Here is a 16289-nt window from a genome sequence, read left to right as displayed (position 1 = left end):
CCGCCGTTAGACATGGTCCGCCTCAAGCCTTGCGCTCCCAACGCCGATCGGCGTTCTGCTGCCAGTAAGTCACGGCGTGGCCGGCTTCCTTCATCGATTTCCAGTGTGCGCGTGCCGACTCGACCTGCGCCGCATCATGGCCGTCGAAAAGGAAGACGGCTCGGTCGTAGTCCGCCAAGGCCGGCGGCGAAGCTCCGTCGACCAGGAAGCGGATTTTCGATCCGTTCGGATTGCCCTCGCCGGTCGTCAGCAGGATCGGTTGCTCGGCCGGATGCGGCTCGCGGTCGGTGGCATGGGCCAGGAAGGAATCGTCGCGATAGGTCCAAAGGTGGCCGTCCAGCGCGTCGCGCCTGTCTTCCGTGCCGGTCTGCACGACGGCGCGCCAACTGCGCTCCACGCTGCGCTCGAGCAGGCCCGGAAGGGCATCCTCCAGTGTCGATTCGGTCAGGTGGTAGAACAGCACCTCGGTCATGCGATGCCGGGTCTCATTTCTCGTAGTGGTCGCGCACCAGCCGGTCGAGCAGCCGGACACCGAATCCTGTCCCCCATGACTGGCTGATCTCGCTGGACGGCGCGCCCATCGCGGTGCCGGCGATATCCAGATGCGCCCAGGGCGTGTCCTTGACGAAGCGCTGCAGGAACTGCGCGGCGGTGATCGCGCCGCCATAGCGGCCGCCGACATTCTTCATGTCCGCGTTCTTGGAATCGATCAGCTTGTCGTATTCCGGCCCGAGCGGCATGCGCCACAGCCGCTCATGCGTCTCGCTGCCCGCCTGCGCGAGCCAGCCGGCCAGTTCGTCGTCGTTGCAGAACAGGCCGGCGTGATGCTGTCCCAGCGCCACCATGATCGCGCCGGTGAGCGTGGCGAGATCGATCATCGCTGCGGGCTTGAACCGGTCCGCGCAATACCAGAGCGCATCGGCCAGGACCAGGCGGCCCTCGGCGTCGGTGTTGAGCACCTCGATCGTCTGCCCCGACATCGAGGTGACGATATCGCCTGGCCGCTGCGCGTTGCCGTCGACCGCATTCTCGACCAGGCCGACGATGCCGACGACATTCGCCTTCGCCTTGCGTGCCGCCAGCGCGTGCATGAGGCCGGTGACCGCGGCCGCGCCACCCATGTCGCCCTTCATGTCTTCCATGCCGGAGGGAGACTTCATCGAGTTGCCGCCGGTGTCGAAGGTCACGCCCTTGCCGACGAAGGCGACCGGCCTGTCCTTCGCCTTGCCGCCGTTCCAGCGCATGACGGCCAGCCGAGCGCCTCTCGGCGATCCCTGCGCGACGCCCAGCAGCGCTCCCATGCCGAGCTTCTTCATCTCCTTCTCGGCCAGAATCTCGACCTCGACGCCGAGTTGCGCCAGCTTGCGGATGCGCTCGACGAATTCGAGCGGCCCCAGCACATTCGCGGGTTCGTTGACGAGATCGCGCGCCAACAGCACGCCATCGGCCACAGCCGACATAGCCGCGAACGCCTTTTTTGCCCCTGCCGGATCGCTGGTCTGGATCGTGATCTTACCCGGCTTTTGGGCCTCGTCGTCCGGCGTCTCGCCCTTGCGCGTCTTGTAACGGTCGAAGGAGTAGCTGCGCAACACGATACCGGCGGCCAGGGCCGCCGCACCCCCGGCATCGGCAGCGGCATCCGGCAAATCCGCCACGACCGTCGCATCGGGCGTCCTGCGAAGCGTCGCGGCAATGACACCGCCCAGCTTCATCCAGCCATAATCGTCAAGCTCCGACGCCTTGCCGGCGCCGATAGCGACCAGGCGATCCAGCCCCGGCCCCTCCGGCGCCAGCACGTCCAGCACGCTGCCCGATTTGCCGGAAAAATCCGCGACCTCGCTTGCGCGCTCAAGGATGTTCGCAGGATCACAGGCCGCGCCCGATTTGCTCAGGCCTGCTCCTTCCGCCCATAACACGACGACGCTTCCCTTGCGCGGCGCGGCGAGTTTCGTGAATGTGATCGACGGTTTCTGGCTCATGCGAAATCCTGTTTTCCGACACGCGGACGGCGTGTCGACGCGCGGGCATCCCGCACTTTTCTAGCCGGTCCGGCAACGCCCGCACAATGAGCCAGCTTGATTCAAATGTCGAAGTCTGTTCATTCACCGTCGAAATGCCGCCTTAACTCGTCGCTAACCATTTCGTTTCGCCCTTTTTTATCCATTGGCGTCGAGAGTCCCAGCGGCAACACGAGAAGAACAAAAGCCTGCCCCGGTTGTGTGGAATTTCCCGGGCCGATATCGTGCACCGCTCAGGCGCAAACAAAGACGCAACCCGAGAAGAGAGCTCAATGAAGGTCGTAGAACGCTACATCCTGCGACGCGCTTTCGTGCTCTTCATCGCGGCGCTCGCATGGACACTGGCGATCGTGTGGACGACGCAAGTGCTGGCGCGTATCGATCTGGTCACCGACAGCGGCCAGTCCGCCCTCACCTTCTTCCAGGTCGCCTCGCTGATCATCCCTTCTATCATTCCGATCGTCGTGCCTTTCGCTCTGGTCGTGGCGGTCGCGCAGACGCTCAGCGTGATGAACGCCGATTCGGAGCTGGTGGTGATCAATGCCGCCGGCTCGTCGCGGCTGACGGTGATCAAGCCGGTCATCCTGCTCGCGGTGGCGGCCGGCGTATTATGCTTCGTGGTGCAGAACGGGATCGACCCCTATGCGCGCCAGCGCAACCGCGAATTGGTGGCGAGCGCCCGCGCCGATTTCCTTACCCTGCTCATCCAGGAAGGCACGTTCCGCAAGGTCGAGGACGGTCTGTTCGTGCAGATCGGCGAACGGCTGCCCGACGGTCGGCTCGGCCAGATATTCGTCGCCGATTCGCGACAGGAGGGCACCGACCTGGTCTATTATGCCAAGACCGGTGCGGTGGTGGACAAGGCCGACGACAAGGTTCTCCTGATGAACGACGGCGTCGTTCACCGCAGGACGCCGAACGGAGACATCTCCGTCATCCACTTCACCTCGTATGCTTTCGACCTGTCGGCCTTCGCGACCGATTCCGACGACCCGATCCGCCTGCCCAAGGACCAGACGACCGCGTATCTGATGCACCCGGATCCCAATGACGCTTATTTCAAACGCTCCCCCAACAACTATACCGTCGAACTGACGAAGCGGTTCACCGAATGGATGTTCCCGATCGCCTTCGCCCTGATAGCGCTGGCCGTGGCGGGCGACGCCCGGTCGCATCGTGAGGCGAGGATCCATCCTTTGATCACCGCCATATCGATCGCACTGATCGTGCGCTGGTTCGCGTTCTTCGCCGAAGGCAAGGCCAAGAGCGACACTTCCTTCGTCTATGTCATGGTTGCCATTCCGATCGTTATGTCGCTGATTTCCGCCTGGTTCATCCGCACGCAAAGGGCGATGGAGCTTCCCATCGGCTGGGCCGAAGCGGGCCTGTCGCTGCTGGCGCGCCTGCGCAACGCGGTGACCAGAGGATGGCTCCGCCTCGCCGGAGCGGCGTCCCGCGGAGGGTCGGCGTAATGGGCTGGACACTCGGCCGCTACTTCTTCTTCCGTTACGCCACGATCACGCTGTGGTTCTTCCTCGGCATCTTCGCCCTGGTATTCCTGGTCGATTTCACGGAACTGACAGGGCGGATCGCGCGGATCGACGGGTTCAGCTATGCTACCGCGATCGCGATCTCGGGCTTGCGCGTGCCGATGATCGTTCTGCAGACCGTGCCCTTCGTGGGGCTCTTCGCGGCGATGGCGACCCTGGTGTCGCTCAACAGGAAATACGAGCTCGTCATTGCGCGCTCGGCAGGCATATCGGCCTGGCAGTTCCTGGTTCCGCCTTGCCTGGGCGCCCTGCTCTTCGGCATTCTGGCGGTGGCCGTGCTCAACCCGATCTCTGCCTACGGACTGTCCCAGTCGGAGCGCATAGAAAGCGAGTTGCGCTCAGGCAAATCCAACGAAACATCGGCCGACGTCACGCCCTGGCTCAGGCAGAAGACGAAGTCCGGCGACACCATCATCGGCGCGCGCGCGATCCTGAACAAGGGATTGGCGATGGCCGACGCCAGCTTCTTCAGCCTCGATCCGCAGGGCAACATCATCGAGCGCCGAGACGCAAGGCAAGCTTTTCTCAGGGATGGTTATTGGGAGCTGAAGGACGTTCGCGTGCTGAATGCGGACGGCACGCTGACCACCAAGGCCAGCGACCGGATACCGACCGATTTGAAGCCCGAATTCGTGCAGGAACGGCTCGCAAGGCCGGAAACAATTCCCTTTTACGAACTTCCCCAGAAGATTGAGGTTGCCCGCTCATTCGGCCTGAAGGCAAATGCGTTCGCCATGCAGCTCGATTCGCTGGTGGCGCTGCCGGTCCTGCTGATTGCGATGACACTCATCGCGGCGACGGTTTCGATGCGGTTCGCCAGAATGGGGCAGTCGGCGACGATGATTTTGGGTGGTATCTTGGCCGGCTTTCTGCTTTATGTGGTCTCGGTCCTTGTCAAGGCGTTCGGAGTGGCCGGTTTCGTGCCGACCGTAGTGGCGGCATGGTTTCCGGTGGTCGTGGCAATGTTCTTCGGGGTGACGTTCCTGCTGTACAAGGAAGACGGCTAGTGAGGGGGGCGGTTTCACAAAACCGTAGGCCGGTCCGGGCAGCGCTGCTGTGCGGCGTGAGCGCCCTTGCGTTCCTCGTGGGCGGCTTCGCGCTCCAGCCAGCCAGTGCACAGAACGTCTCGGATTTCGAAGCCAAGACGCCGTCCGGTGCCCAGATGCTTCTGGAAGCCGACACCCTCGTCTATGACAACGACAACCAGACCGTCGTCGCCGTCGGCGGCGTCCAGATCGATTACGGCGGCAACAAGCTGGTCGCCCAGCGGGTTGAGTATAACCGCAACACGCGGCGCATGGTCGCCACCGGCGACGTGCAGATCATCGACAGCGACGGGACGAAGATCAATTCGCAGCATATCGACGTCACCGACGACTTTGCCGACGGCTTCGTCAATGCGCTGCGCGTCGAGACCCCCGACAAGACCTATTTCGGCGCCGAAAGCGCCGAGCGCATGGGCGGCGTGCTGACCACGTTCCACAACGGCGTCTACACTGCCTGCGAGCCCTGCGAGGACAAGCCGAACAGCGCGCCCATCTGGCGAGTCAAGGCCAAGAAGATCGTCTGGAACGGACAGACGCACACGGTGCGTTTCGAGGACTCGAAGTTCGAGTTCTTCGGCTTCCCGCTCGCCTATCTGCCGGCGTTCGAGATCGCTGACCCCACGGTCAAGCGCAAGAGCGGCTTCCTGATGCCCGGCATCAAGTACAAGACCGATCTCGGTGTCGGCGTATCGGTGCCGTACTATTTCGCGCTGTCGCCGACCTACGACCTAACGGTTCAGGGCACGTATTATTCCAAACAGGGTTTCCTCGGCGAGGCGGAGTGGCGCCAGCGCTTCGACAATGGCGGCTACACGATAAGGGCTGCAGGCATCAGCCAGAACGACCCCGAGGCGTTCGACAAGAATACAGTTAACCACGGACCGACCGACGATCCGACAAAGTTCCGCGGCATGATGGGCACGAAGGGCCAGTTCGCCATCAACGAGCGCTGGAACTTCGGCTGGGACGTCCTTTTGCAGACGGACAAGAATTTCTCGAACGCCTACGGCATCGACGGTTTCGATGATTCCGTCCATCGCTCGGAGGTCTACCTGACCGGGCTCAACGACCGGAATTACTTCGACCTGCGCGCGCAGCATTTCGAGGTGCAGGAGAATATTCTGAACGAGTATGCGCCGGGTAAAGAGAACCCAGGCGCAAGAGCAGACAAGCAACCTTGGGTTCTGCCCTCGCTCGATTACGCGTATATCCCCGAGACTTCGGTGGCTGGCGGGCAACTGACATTCAATCTCAATTCGCGCCTGAACATACGAAACAAGCTCGATGAGGCGGTTAATGCAGGCGATGTCGAGCGCGTCCGTGGCATTGAGGGTGATTCTGGGCGACTGACTGGCGAAGCCGAGTGGAAGAAGACGGTCGTCACGGACGGGGGCCTCGTCATCACGCCGCTGCTCGCCTTTCAGGCCGACGTCGACTACGCGAATGCGAGTTCGGACTCGCTCACCGCCATCAATTTAATGGCCGGCAAGCCCGCCACCGACGCCTCCGATTTCCGCTCATCCTTCGCGCGCTATATGGCCACCGCGGGCCTCGAACTGCGCTATCCGATCCTGTTCTCCGCGATCGGGTCGTCGCACGTCATCGAGCCGATGGCACAGCTTTTCGTCCGTCCCAACGAGCAGTATGTCGGAGGGCTGGAAATCCCGAACGAGGATGCGCAAAGCTTCGTCTTCGATGCTGCGACGCTGTTCGAGCGTGACAAGTTTTCCGGTTACGACCGCATCGAGGGCGGCACCCGCGCCAATCTCGGCTTCCGCTATTCCGGCAGCTACGACAATGGCTGGGCCACCAACGCCATCTTCGGTCAGTCCTACCAGCTTGGCGGGCGCAACTCCTTCGCCTCGGCCGACCTCGTCAATGCCGGCGCCAATTCCGGGCTCGAAACCGATACGTCCGACTATGTCGGTCTTGTCGGCCTGAGCAGCCCCAACGGTTTCTCGGCATCGCTGAGCGGGCGGTTCGACGAGCAGAGCTTCGACGTTCGCCGCATGGAAGCCAAGACCGGCTTCTCGGCCGGACCATTGTCGCTGACAGCCAGATACGCCTTCATCGAAAACCAGCCTCTCTACGGCTTCGATGACGATCGTCGCGAGGTGAGCCTGGCCGGCTCCGCCCGCCTCGACAAATATTGGCGTCTGTTCGGCTCTGGAACTTATGACATTGAGCACTCCCTGATGACCAGCAAGGGATTCGGTTTCTCCTACAGCGACGAGTGCTTCACCTATCTGATGACATTCTCCGAGACGAAAAGCCGGAATCTGTATAACGACGAAGTGAAGACCAGCACGAACATCGGTTTCAACATCTCCTTCCGCACGCTTGGCGATTTCGGCTCGGCGACCAGCGCCTTCGCGGAGAATTGACGCAGAAACCAGCGGCGGCGGTGCAGGATTGACCGGCGCGGCGTTTCCGCGACATGGTTTCGCCGCATAGGCCGGCAAGAGTTCATCATCCGGAATGACAGCACAGCCGATTGGAATATTGATGAGGAAACGGCTCTTCTACGTGGGCATGGCGGCGTTAATCGCGACCGCGACCGTGCCGGGGTCCGTTCTTGTTTCGCCGCCCGCCTATGCCAGCACGATCAAGTACATCGTCAACGACGTTCCCATCACCACCGGCGACATTCAGCATCGGGCAGCCTTTCTGCGCCTGCAGCACAGGAAGGGAGACGCCGCCAACGAAATGATCGAACAGACGCTCAAGCTGGCCGAGGCCAAGCGGCTCGGCATCCGCATCAGCGACGCCCAGGTGAACGATGCTTTCGACCGCTTCGCCAAGAACAACAAGATGCAGCCAGCCCAGCTTACGCAAATCATGGCGCGCGCAGGTGTGACGGCCGAGCATTTCAAGGAATATATCCGCACGCAGATGGCCTGGGGTCAGGCCGTCAGCGCGCGCTCGCGCTCGGAAAGCGGTCTGTCGAGCGAACAGGAAGCGGTCCGCAAGATGCTGGACAATGGTGGCGAGAAGCCCACGGCGACGGAATACATGCTGCAGCAGGTGATCTTCGTCGTTCCGACGGCCGAGCGAAAGTCCATTCTCGCAAAGCGCAAGCGCGAGGCCGAGTCGATGCGCGCGCGGTTCAACGGCTGCAACACCACGCGCGAATTCGCCAAAGGCCTTCTCGACGTCACTGTTCGCGATCTCGGCCGCGTGCTGGCGCCGTCGCTGCCCAGCGATTGGGCCGACCAGATCAAGAAGACCAAGGTGGGCGCCGCCACGCCCGTCAAGGAGACCAGCCGCGGGGTGGAGTTCATCGGTATCTGCTCGGCCCGTGAGGTTTCCGACGACAGGGTTGCCGAGCTGATGCTCGGAGGCGACGGGGCGGAAAAGAACAGCGATACCGAAGCGCTGGAAAAGAAATATGTCGCGGAGCTCCGGCAGCGAGCCCGCATCGTCAAGCGCTGACCCCGCCGTGCGCGCCAATACCGCGCTGGCGCTGAGCGTCGGCGACCCGTCAGGCGTCGGACCCGAGATTGCGGCCATGGCCTGGCAGCGGCGCGAAGCGATGGCCGTGCCGCCTTTCTTCCTGCTGGCCGATCCGGACCTGATGCGCGCTCGCGCAAGCGCGGCCGGACTGGACATTGCAATAGGCGAGGTTACGCCGGGCGAGGCTGGATCGGCGTTCGGCCGGGCGCTTCCAATCGTGCCGCTGGAGGCGAGGCTGGCGGATACACCCGGCGTACCCGATCGGGCGAATGCGGCAGGCATAATCGAGGCGATCGACCGCGCCGTCGCCTGTTCGCTCTCGGGCGAAGCGTCCGCGGTCGTTACCTGCCCTATCGCGAAAAAGACCCTTTACGATGCCGGGTTCGGCTTTCCGGGCCATACCGAGTATCTCGCCTTTCTGGCCGAGCGCCATACCGGCAAGGAAGCGAGACCCGTCATGATGCTGGCCGGACCGGACCTGCGCACCGTCCCCGTCACCATCCATATCCCGCTTTCCGACGTTCCCGCTCAACTGACCACGTCGCTGATTATCGAGACGGGGCGGATAACGGCCAGGGATCTGCGGGAGCGTTTCGGCATCGGCAAGCCACGCCTGGCGGTCGCGGGCCTCAACCCGCACGCCGGCGAAGACGGATCGATGGGCAGGGAAGACGGAGAGATCGTGGCGCCCGCCGTCGCCGGGCTCCGCAGCGAAGGGATAGACGCTGTCGGCCCCCTGCCCGCCGATACCATGTTCCATCCGCAGGCGCGCGCGGGCTACGATGCCGCGCTGTGCATGTATCACGACCAGGCGCTGATCCCGGCCAAGACGCTGGCGTTCGACGAGGCGGTCAACGTAACGCTCGGCCTGCCCTTCGTGCGCACCTCGCCCGACCACGGAACGGCGTTCGGCATCGCCGGCAAGGGCATCGCCCGTCCAAACAGCCTGATCGCCGCGCTCAAGCTGGCGCGCTTCCTGGCAGACCGCACCGACATGGCGGGACAGCCGTGACGGTCGACGGACTGCCGCCGCTGCGGGATGTGATAGACAAACACGGGCTGCAGGCGAAAAAATCGCTCGGCCAGAATTTTCTGCTCGACCTCAACCTGACCGGCAAGGTGGCGCGGGCCGCAGGCGACCTCGCCGGCTGCACGGTCATCGAGGTCGGCCCCGGGCCCGGAGGGCTGACCCGCGCGCTTCTTTTCAATGGTGCGCGCAAGGTCGTCGCCATCGAGCGCGACGAGCGCTGCCTCGAGGCATTGGCTGAAATCGCGGCGCACTATCCTGGCCGGCTCGACGTGATTTCAGGCGATGCCCTGAAGACCGACTTCTCCGCGCTCGCGCCCGGCGAGGACAAAAAGATCGTCGCGAACCTGCCCTACAACATCGGAACCGAGTTGCTGGTGCGATGGCTGACCGTGGAGCGATGGCCGCCCTTCTACCGGTCGATGACGCTGATGTTCCAGCGCGAGGTCGCGCAACGGATCGTGGCGCAACCCGGCAGCAATGCGTATGGCCGGCTCGGCGTGCTCGCCGGATGGCGGACGGAGGCGAAGATCGCCTTTGACGTCCCTCCCCAGGCTTTTACGCCGCCGCCGAAGGTCACGTCGTCCGTGGTGCATATCGTCCCCCGGCAAGCACCGCTGCCGGCGGATGTGAAAACGCTCGGCCGCGTCACGGAATCGGCCTTCGGCCAGCGCCGCAAGATGCTGCGCCAAAGCGTGAAGGGCCTCGGCGGCGAGGCGCTGCTGGGGCGGGTCGGGATCGATCCGACACGGCGGGCCGAAACGCTGAGTGTCGAGGAATTCGTCCGGCTGGCGAATGCGGTATAGTTCTCCTCTCTCCGTTTGCGGGGAGAAGGAAAAACTATTCCGTCTTCTCGTCCAGCAGCCCTGAAACGAAGTCGAAAAGGCCCGGCCTGCGGTCGCGGCGTAGCCGTTCCGCCGTCACGATCGCTTTCACCTCGCCGAAAGCCCGGTCGAGATCGTCATTGATCACGACGAAGTCGTATTCCGTCCAATGCTCGATCTCGTCGCGCGCATTCTTCAGCCGCGTCTCGATGACCTGTTCCTGATCTTCGGCCCGGCGCTTGAGCCGTGCTTTCAGTTCGGCCATCGACGGCGGCAGGATGAAGATCGAGACGATGTCGCCGCGCATCTTTTCCTTGAGCTGCTTGGCGCCCTGCCAGTCGATGTCGAAGAGCATGTCGCGCCCCTCGGCCATCGCCGTTTCCGCCGCCTCGCGCGGCGTGGCGTAGAAATTGCCGTGAACTTCGGCCCATTCGAGCAGTTCGTCGTTGTCGCGCAGGATGTCGAACTCACGCCGCGAGCGGAAATGGTAGTGGATGCCGTCGATCTCGCTGCCGCGCCGCGCCCGCGTCGTCACGGAGACCGACAGTTCGAAAGCCTGATCGCTCTCGATCAGGTTACGGGCAATGGTCGATTTGCCCGCGCCCGACGGCGACGACAAGACCAGCATCAAACCCCGCCTGCGAATGCGGGAACCGGCGTCCTTGGCCAAGATCAGTCACTCCAGATTCTGGACCTGCTCACGGAACTGGTCGACCACCGCCTTCAGCTCCAGGCCGATGGCGGTCACCGTCGCGGCGTTCGACTTGGAGCACAAGGTATTCGATTCGCGGTTGAATTCCTGTGCCAGAAAATCGAGCTTGCGGCCGATCGCGCCGCCTCCTGACAGCAGCGTCCTGGCAGAGGCGACATGGGTCTTGAGCCTGTCGATTTCCTCGCGGATGTCGGCCTTGGTGGCGAGGAAGGCGGCTTCCTGATTGAGCCGCGCCTCGTCGAGGCCGGCGCTTGCATCCATCAGCAACCGGACCTGCTCGGCGATGCGCTCGCGGATCGCCGACGGTTCGCGCGACGGATCGGCCTCGGCGCGCAGCGTCAGCGCCTCGATGGCATCCAGATGACCGGAAAGCAGGGAGCCCAGCGCCTTTCCCTCGGCCAGACGCGCCTGTTCCAGTCCTTCCAGCGCCTTGTCGAGCGTGGCCTCGATCGCCCGGTCGAGGCTTGCGCGCGCTTCCTCTGTCTCGATTGCGTCGGGAACCTCCAGCACGCCCCGCAGCGCCAGAAGGCCGTCCGCCGTGGCCGGCGCGGTATTGAATTGCTCCTGCAAGCGCTGTGCGAGGCCTGCGAGATCCTTGAGAAAAGCCTCGTTGACGATCGGGACAGCCTGCGCGCCCGCTCCGCGGCCGAGCGTCAGCGCAGCCTGGAAATTGCCGCGGGCGAAACGTTTCTGGATGGCCTGCCGCACCTGCGGCTCGAGGCGCTCACAGCCGGGTGGCAGCCTGGGGCGAACTTCCGCCCCCTTGCCGTTGACCGATTTTACCTCCCAGGCGATCGCCGCGCCGTCATGATCGGACACCGCACGGGCGAAGCCCGTCATGCTTTGCAGGTTCATGTGCCCCTCTTATTTTCCGCCCGCCGTCACTGGACAGGCAGCACCCCGGTCCCGGCGCCCTCTTCGGCCGGTGCCTGCGCTCCATTTTGCTTCGCCTCCTCTGCCTGCTTCTTCTGCAAGGCACGGTAGCGGGCGACGTTCTGGTTATGCTCCTCCAGCGTGGCGGCGAACACATGGCCGCCGTTGCCGTCGGCGACGAAGTAGAGATCGTCCGTCTTCGACGGATTGGCGACGGCTTCCAGCGCGGCCTTACCGGGGTTGGCTATGGGCGTGGGCGGCAACCCGTTGATCTGATAGGTGTTGTAGGGTGTCTGCTTGTCGATGTCGGACTGGTAGATCGGCCTGTCGGCGGGCTTTCCCTTGCCGCCGAACAGACCGTAGATGATCGTCGGGTCCGATTGCAGCCGCATTCCCTTCGCCAGCCTGTTGAGGAAGACGGCGGCGACGCGCGAGCGCTCGTCGCTTTTGCCGGTTTCCTTTTCCACGATGGACGCAAGGGTCACGAACTCGTCGACATTCGCCAGCGGCAGGTCCGGCGAGCGGCGGGCCCAGATATCGGCGACCAGCTTCTTCTGATCGGCGAGCAGTTTGTCCACCATCTCCTGGCGAGTGGCGCCGCGCGTGAAGCGCAGCGTATCGGTGGCGAGGCTTCCTTCCGCCGGGAGGCTGGCCGGCATGTCGCCGTCGAGTTCCGGCTGCGACGCGATCTTCTCGAACGCCTGCTCGACGGTCAGGCCTTCCGGTATCGTCAGCGAATACATCACCGACTTGCCGCTCTTCAAAAGGTCCATGATGTCGCGCATCGAGGCGTGCGGCTTGATCCGGTATTCACCGGCCTTCAGCGCCTGGTCGTTGCCGTAGGCGCGGACACCAAGCCGGAAAATCCTCGAATTGCTGATCAGCCCGCGGCTCTCCAATTGCGTGGCGATCTCCGCCACGCCGCTGTTCTGCTTGACCACGAAGGTGTCGCCGCTCTGCGAGGGGCCTGGCCCGACGAATTCCTGCTTGCCGAAATAAAGCGCCACACCAGCCGCCAGCACCAGAAGCATGACGCAGGAGACGACAAAGTTCATGAACACGATGATCTGGCTGCGCGACGCGCGCGAGCGCTTGCCGGGCGGCGGCGTGCCGGCCTCCGGGCGCAACGCCTCGCTGGCCGATTTCGGCACGATGGTGGTGGGCGGGACCGGACGCTGTCCGAATTCACCATCATTCGGTGGATTGCTGTTCATGACGCGCTACCGTTCGATTGTTCCACGAATCCCCTCCGGAACAGTAGAAGCGAATATGGCGAAATTGACAGCCGGACCGGCAGGAAACCGCCCGGCCTCACCCATCGTAACGCTTGAAAACCAGCGACGCGTTCGTTCCGCCGAAACCGAAGGAGTTCGACAGAGCGACATCGATCCGCCGCTGCCTCGGCTTGTTCGGAACGAGATCGATGGCCGTTTCCCGCTCGGGGTTGTCGAGATTGATGGTCGCCGGCGCGATGTTGTCGCGCATCGCCAGGATACAGAAAATGGCTTCTGCGGCACCGGCCGCGCCAAGCAGATGGCCGATAGAGGACTTGGTCGACGACATCGATATCTTCGAGGCAGCGTCCCCGACGAGGCGCTCGACGGCGCCGAGTTCGATCGTATCGGCCATGGTCGACGTGCCGTGGGCGTTGATATAGTCGACATCGCCCGGCGTCAGGCCGGCACGCTTCAGCGCCGCAGTCATGCAGCGGAAAGCACCGTCGCCGTCCTCTGCAGGTGCGGTGATATGGTAGGCGTCGCCCGTCAGCCCGTACCCCACGACCTCGCCGTAGATTTTCGCGCCGCGCGCCTTGGCGTGCTCGAGTTCCTCCAGCACCACCACGCCGGCGCCCTCGCCCATGACGAAGCCGTCGCGGTCACGGTCATACGGTCGCGACGCCTTCTCCGGCGTGTCGTTGTAGTCCGTAGAGAGCGCGCGGCAGGCGGCAAAGCCGGCCAGCGACAGACGTGTGACGGCGGCTTCGGCACCGCCGGCCACCATGACGTCGGCGTCGCCGAACTGGATCAGCCGCGCCGCGTCGCCGATGGCGTGCGCGCCCGTCGAACAGGCGGTGACCACGGCATGATTCGGGCCTTTCAGCCCGTGCTTGATCGACACCTGGCCGGACACCAGATTGATGATGTTGCCGGGAATGAAGAACGGGCTGATGCGGCGCGGGCCGCGTTCCTGCATGAGCAGAGCGTTCTCGGCGATCCCCTCGATGCCGCCGATGCCGGAGCCGATCATCACGCCGGTCGCGCAACGATCCGCCTCGGTCTGCGGAACCCAGCCGGAATCCCGCAACGCCTCGTCCGCGGCCGCGATGCCGTAGAGGATGAAGTCGCCGATCTTGCGAAGCTCTTTCGGCTCCAGGACCGTCTCGGGGTTGAAGGTGCCCCCGGCGCCATCGCCACGCGGGATGACATTGGCGATCTTGCACGGCAGGTCGTCGACCTCGAACTCCGTCACGCGCCGCGCGGCGCTGCGCCCCGTGAGCAGCTGTTGCCAGCTGTGCTCGAAGCCCATGCCGAACGGCGAAAGGAGCCCAAGGCCCGTTACGACGACGCGCCGCATCACATGCCTATCCCGCGGATGCGATTCGCAGGCGTCAGGCCGAAGCCTTGTCGATGTACTTCACGGCATCGCCGACGGTGAGGATCGTCTCCGCCGCATCGTCCGGAATCTCGACGCCGAATTCTTCCTCGAACGCCATGACGAGTTCGACCGTGTCGAGGCTGTCCGCGCCAAGGTCGTCGATGAAGCTCGCCTGTTCGGTTACCTTGTCGGCATCCACACCAAGATGCTCGATAACGATCTTCTTGACGCGCTCTGCGGTGTCACTCATGTGGGCATCCTCGTCTGATGTTATGTCTGTCTTCGTTAGCGGCCACAATGCCGCTAATCAAGGGCAAAGATAGTCCTGCTGAAATCGCCGGGCGAACGCCGAAGTCTGGTGCCGGGTCGCCAGGTTGCGGGTCGCAATACACGAAAAGGCGGCACTGTCCAAGGCGAAATGGCCTTTCCCAAGCCCTCGCGCGACGCTCAGATCATGGCCATTCCGCCGTTGACGTGAACGGTCTGCCCCGTCACGTAGCCCGCCTCGTCCGAGGCCAGCCAGGCGACGGCCGAAGCCACTTCGGCGCCTGTTCCCATCCGCTTCATGGGGATGGCGGCCATGATGGCTTCTTTCTGCTTGTCGTTCAGCTTGCCGGTCATGGCCGATTCGATAAAACCCGGCGCCACGCAATTGACCGTGATGTTACGGGTGGCGATCTCCTGCGCCAGCGACTTGGAAAAGCCGATCATGCCGGCCTTGGAGGCGCAGTAGTTGGCCTGGCCCGGGTTGCCGGTGACGCCGACCACGGAGGTGATGTTGATGATGCGGCCGTGACGGCGGCGCATCATCGGATGCGTCAGTTCCCGCGTCAGCCGGAAGACGGCGCCGAGATTGACGTCGAGCACGGCGTCCCAGTCCTCGTCGGACATCCTGACGAACAGTCCGTCGCGAGTGATGCCGGCGTTGTTGACCAGAATGTCGACGCCTTCCAGTTCGGCCTCCGCCTTCTGGCCGAGCGCCTTGACCTGATCCCGGTCAGAGAGGTCGGCCGGAAACAGCTTGACCCGCTCACCGAGATCGCCTGCCAGCGCTTCCAGTCTCTCGACCCGAGTGCCATGCAGCCCGACGATGGCGCCCTGCGCATGCAGGATGCGCGCGATCGCCTCGCCGATGCCCCCGGATGCGCCTGTGACGAGCGCCTTGCGGCCGGTCAGGTCGAACATTTTTTTCTCCTCGATCGCTCCCTCATAAGGGAGAAGTCAATCCAGATGCCTAGCCGAGCGACGCCAGAGCTGCATCGACATCGGCGGGCGCGCCGACATTGGCTACCGCGATATCGCGATTGATACGCCGCGCCAATCCCGAAAGCACCTTGCCGGCTCCGATTTCGTAGAGCGTGGTGACGCCCTCGGCGCCGAACCATTCCACCGTCTCGCGCCAGCGCACCCGTCCGGTGACCTGCTCGACCAGACGCGCGGCGATTGTTTCCGGATCGCTGGTGGGGGTCACGGACACATTGGACACCACAGGCACGACCGGCGGATTCTTCGCCACGCCCGCCAGCGCCTCGCGCATGGCGTCGGCGGCGGGCTGCATCAACGCCGAGTGGAAGGGCGCGGAGACCTGCAGCATCAGGGCGCGCTTGGCACCCTTTTCGCTGCACAGCGCGGCTGCCCGCTCGACGGCGGCCCTGGCGCCGGAAATGACGAGTTGCCCGCCGCCATTGTCATTGGCGACCTGGCACACCGCCCCTTGCGCGGCCTCGGCGCAGGCCGTCTCCACGTCGGCCTGCTCCAGCCCGATGATGGCGGCCATCGCCCCCTCGCCCACCGGGACGGCCGACTGCATCGCGTTGCCGCGGATGCGCAGGAGCCGGGCCGCGTCGGCGATGGAGACGAATCCCGCGGCAGCGAGCGCGGAATATTCGCCCAGCGAATGACCGGCGACGTAGCCGACCTTGTCCTTCAGGGAGAACCCCCTGGATTCCAAGGCCCTCATGGCCGCCAGCGAAACCGCCATCAGTGCCGGCTGCGCATTGGCGGTCAGCATCAGGGTTTCCTCCGGCCCCTCCCAGATGAGCTTCGACAGCTTCTCGCCGAGCGCTTCATCGACCTCTTCGAAGACCCTGCGCGCTTCCGGGTATGACTCGGCAAGGTCCTTGCCCATGCCGACCGCCTGGCTGCCCTGTCCGGGAAATGTAAATGCGATGGCCATGTTACGCCCCGTTTT

Annotated in this window: 15 protein-coding genes; 6 read left to right on the top strand and 9 right to left on the bottom strand. The window is 63.9% G+C overall.

The genetic code is table 11. From position 1 onward, the window contains the following. Positions 1 to 22: 22 nt before the first annotated feature. Together ABMA46_RS13355 and ABMA46_RS13350 are read right to left on the bottom strand one after the other, a co-directional pair. Positions 23 to 472, bottom strand: a complete 450-nt coding sequence (locus ABMA46_RS13355) for a DNA polymerase III subunit chi (protein WP_349000000.1) — start codon at positions 470 to 472, stop codon at positions 23 to 25. Between the two features lie 13 nt (positions 473 to 485). Next, the gene (locus ABMA46_RS13350) at positions 486 to 1979 is read right to left on the bottom strand and encodes a leucyl aminopeptidase (protein WP_348999999.1); all 1494 of its coding nucleotides are present in this window, start codon (positions 1977 to 1979) and stop codon (positions 486 to 488) included. A gap of 311 nt (positions 1980 to 2290) precedes the next feature. Here ABMA46_RS13350 and lptF point away from each other — a divergent pair, with 311 nt between their 5' ends. The 6 genes from lptF (at position 2291) to rsmA (ending at position 9900) form a co-directional block, all read left to right on the top strand. Next, positions 2291 to 3490, top strand: a complete 1200-nt coding sequence (gene lptF / locus ABMA46_RS13345) for an LPS export ABC transporter permease LptF (RefSeq protein ID WP_348999998.1) — start codon at positions 2291 to 2293, stop codon at positions 3488 to 3490. Then, a complete protein-coding gene (gene lptG / locus ABMA46_RS13340; protein ID WP_348999997.1) occupies positions 3490 to 4575 on the top strand; it encodes an LPS export ABC transporter permease LptG in 1086 nt (361 codons plus the stop codon). Before lptF ends, lptG begins: the two co-directional genes overlap by 1 nt. Then, positions 4575 to 6998, top strand: coding sequence for an LPS-assembly protein LptD (locus tag ABMA46_RS13335; RefSeq protein ID WP_425475737.1), 2424 nt, complete (start codon positions 4575 to 4577; stop codon positions 6996 to 6998). Before lptG ends, ABMA46_RS13335 begins: the two co-directional genes overlap by 1 nt. A gap of 121 nt (positions 6999 to 7119) precedes the next feature. Further along, on the top strand, positions 7120 to 8046 hold the full coding sequence (locus ABMA46_RS13330; protein ID WP_348999996.1) for a SurA N-terminal domain-containing protein: 927 nt from the start codon (positions 7120 to 7122) through the stop codon (positions 8044 to 8046). Then, the gene (gene pdxA, locus ABMA46_RS13325) at positions 8003 to 9079 is read left to right on the top strand and encodes a 4-hydroxythreonine-4-phosphate dehydrogenase PdxA (protein WP_348999994.1); all 1077 of its coding nucleotides are present in this window, start codon (positions 8003 to 8005) and stop codon (positions 9077 to 9079) included. Before ABMA46_RS13330 ends, pdxA begins: the two co-directional genes overlap by 44 nt. Continuing rightward, complete coding sequence (gene rsmA / locus ABMA46_RS13320; RefSeq protein WP_348999992.1) at positions 9076 to 9900, top strand: 16S rRNA (adenine(1518)-N(6)/adenine(1519)-N(6))-dimethyltransferase RsmA; 825 nt, start codon at positions 9076 to 9078, stop codon at positions 9898 to 9900. The genes pdxA and rsmA overlap by 4 nt, the downstream gene beginning before the upstream one ends. Before the next feature lie 34 nt (positions 9901 to 9934). Here the strand turns inward: rsmA and gmk are convergent, their stop codons facing one another. From gmk to fabD, 7 genes are all read right to left on the bottom strand, one after another. After that, a complete protein-coding gene (gene gmk, locus ABMA46_RS13315) occupies positions 9935 to 10546 on the bottom strand; it encodes a guanylate kinase (RefSeq protein WP_348999990.1) in 612 nt (203 codons plus the stop codon). 48 nt (positions 10547 to 10594) lie between these two features. After that, positions 10595 to 11485 carry a YicC/YloC family endoribonuclease gene (locus ABMA46_RS13310; RefSeq protein ID WP_348999989.1) on the bottom strand — a complete coding sequence of 297 codons (891 nt, stop codon included), beginning with the start codon at positions 11483 to 11485 and terminating at the stop codon, positions 10595 to 10597. Positions 11486 to 11511: 26 nt separating this feature from the next. Beyond that, the gene (gene mltG / locus ABMA46_RS13305; RefSeq protein WP_348999987.1) at positions 11512 to 12717 is read right to left on the bottom strand and encodes an endolytic transglycosylase MltG; all 1206 of its coding nucleotides are present in this window, start codon (positions 12715 to 12717) and stop codon (positions 11512 to 11514) included. Positions 12718 to 12814: 97 nt separating this feature from the next. After that, positions 12815 to 14077, bottom strand: a complete 1263-nt coding sequence (gene fabF / locus ABMA46_RS13300; protein WP_348999985.1) for a beta-ketoacyl-ACP synthase II — start codon at positions 14075 to 14077, stop codon at positions 12815 to 12817. Between the two features lie 34 nt (positions 14078 to 14111). Continuing rightward, a complete protein-coding gene (locus tag ABMA46_RS13295) occupies positions 14112 to 14348 on the bottom strand; it encodes an acyl carrier protein (RefSeq protein ID WP_006203723.1) in 237 nt (78 codons plus the stop codon). A gap of 197 nt (positions 14349 to 14545) precedes the next feature. Then, positions 14546 to 15283: a 3-oxoacyl-[acyl-carrier-protein] reductase gene (gene fabG, locus ABMA46_RS13290; protein WP_348999983.1), complete on the bottom strand. Its 738-nt coding sequence runs from the start codon at positions 15281 to 15283 to the stop codon at positions 14546 to 14548. Between the two features lie 49 nt (positions 15284 to 15332). Next, positions 15333 to 16274 carry an ACP S-malonyltransferase gene (gene fabD, locus ABMA46_RS13285; RefSeq protein ID WP_348999982.1) on the bottom strand — a complete coding sequence of 314 codons (942 nt, stop codon included), beginning with the start codon at positions 16272 to 16274 and terminating at the stop codon, positions 15333 to 15335. Positions 16275 to 16289 lie beyond the last annotated feature (15 nt).

This window comes from Mesorhizobium hunchu (assembly GCF_040081975.1).
In the GTDB taxonomy this organism is placed as follows: Bacteria; Pseudomonadota; Alphaproteobacteria; order Rhizobiales; family Rhizobiaceae; genus Mesorhizobium; species Mesorhizobium hunchu.
Note: the sequence above shows the minus strand (reverse complement) of the source record. Positions and strands in the feature narration are given on the sequence as shown.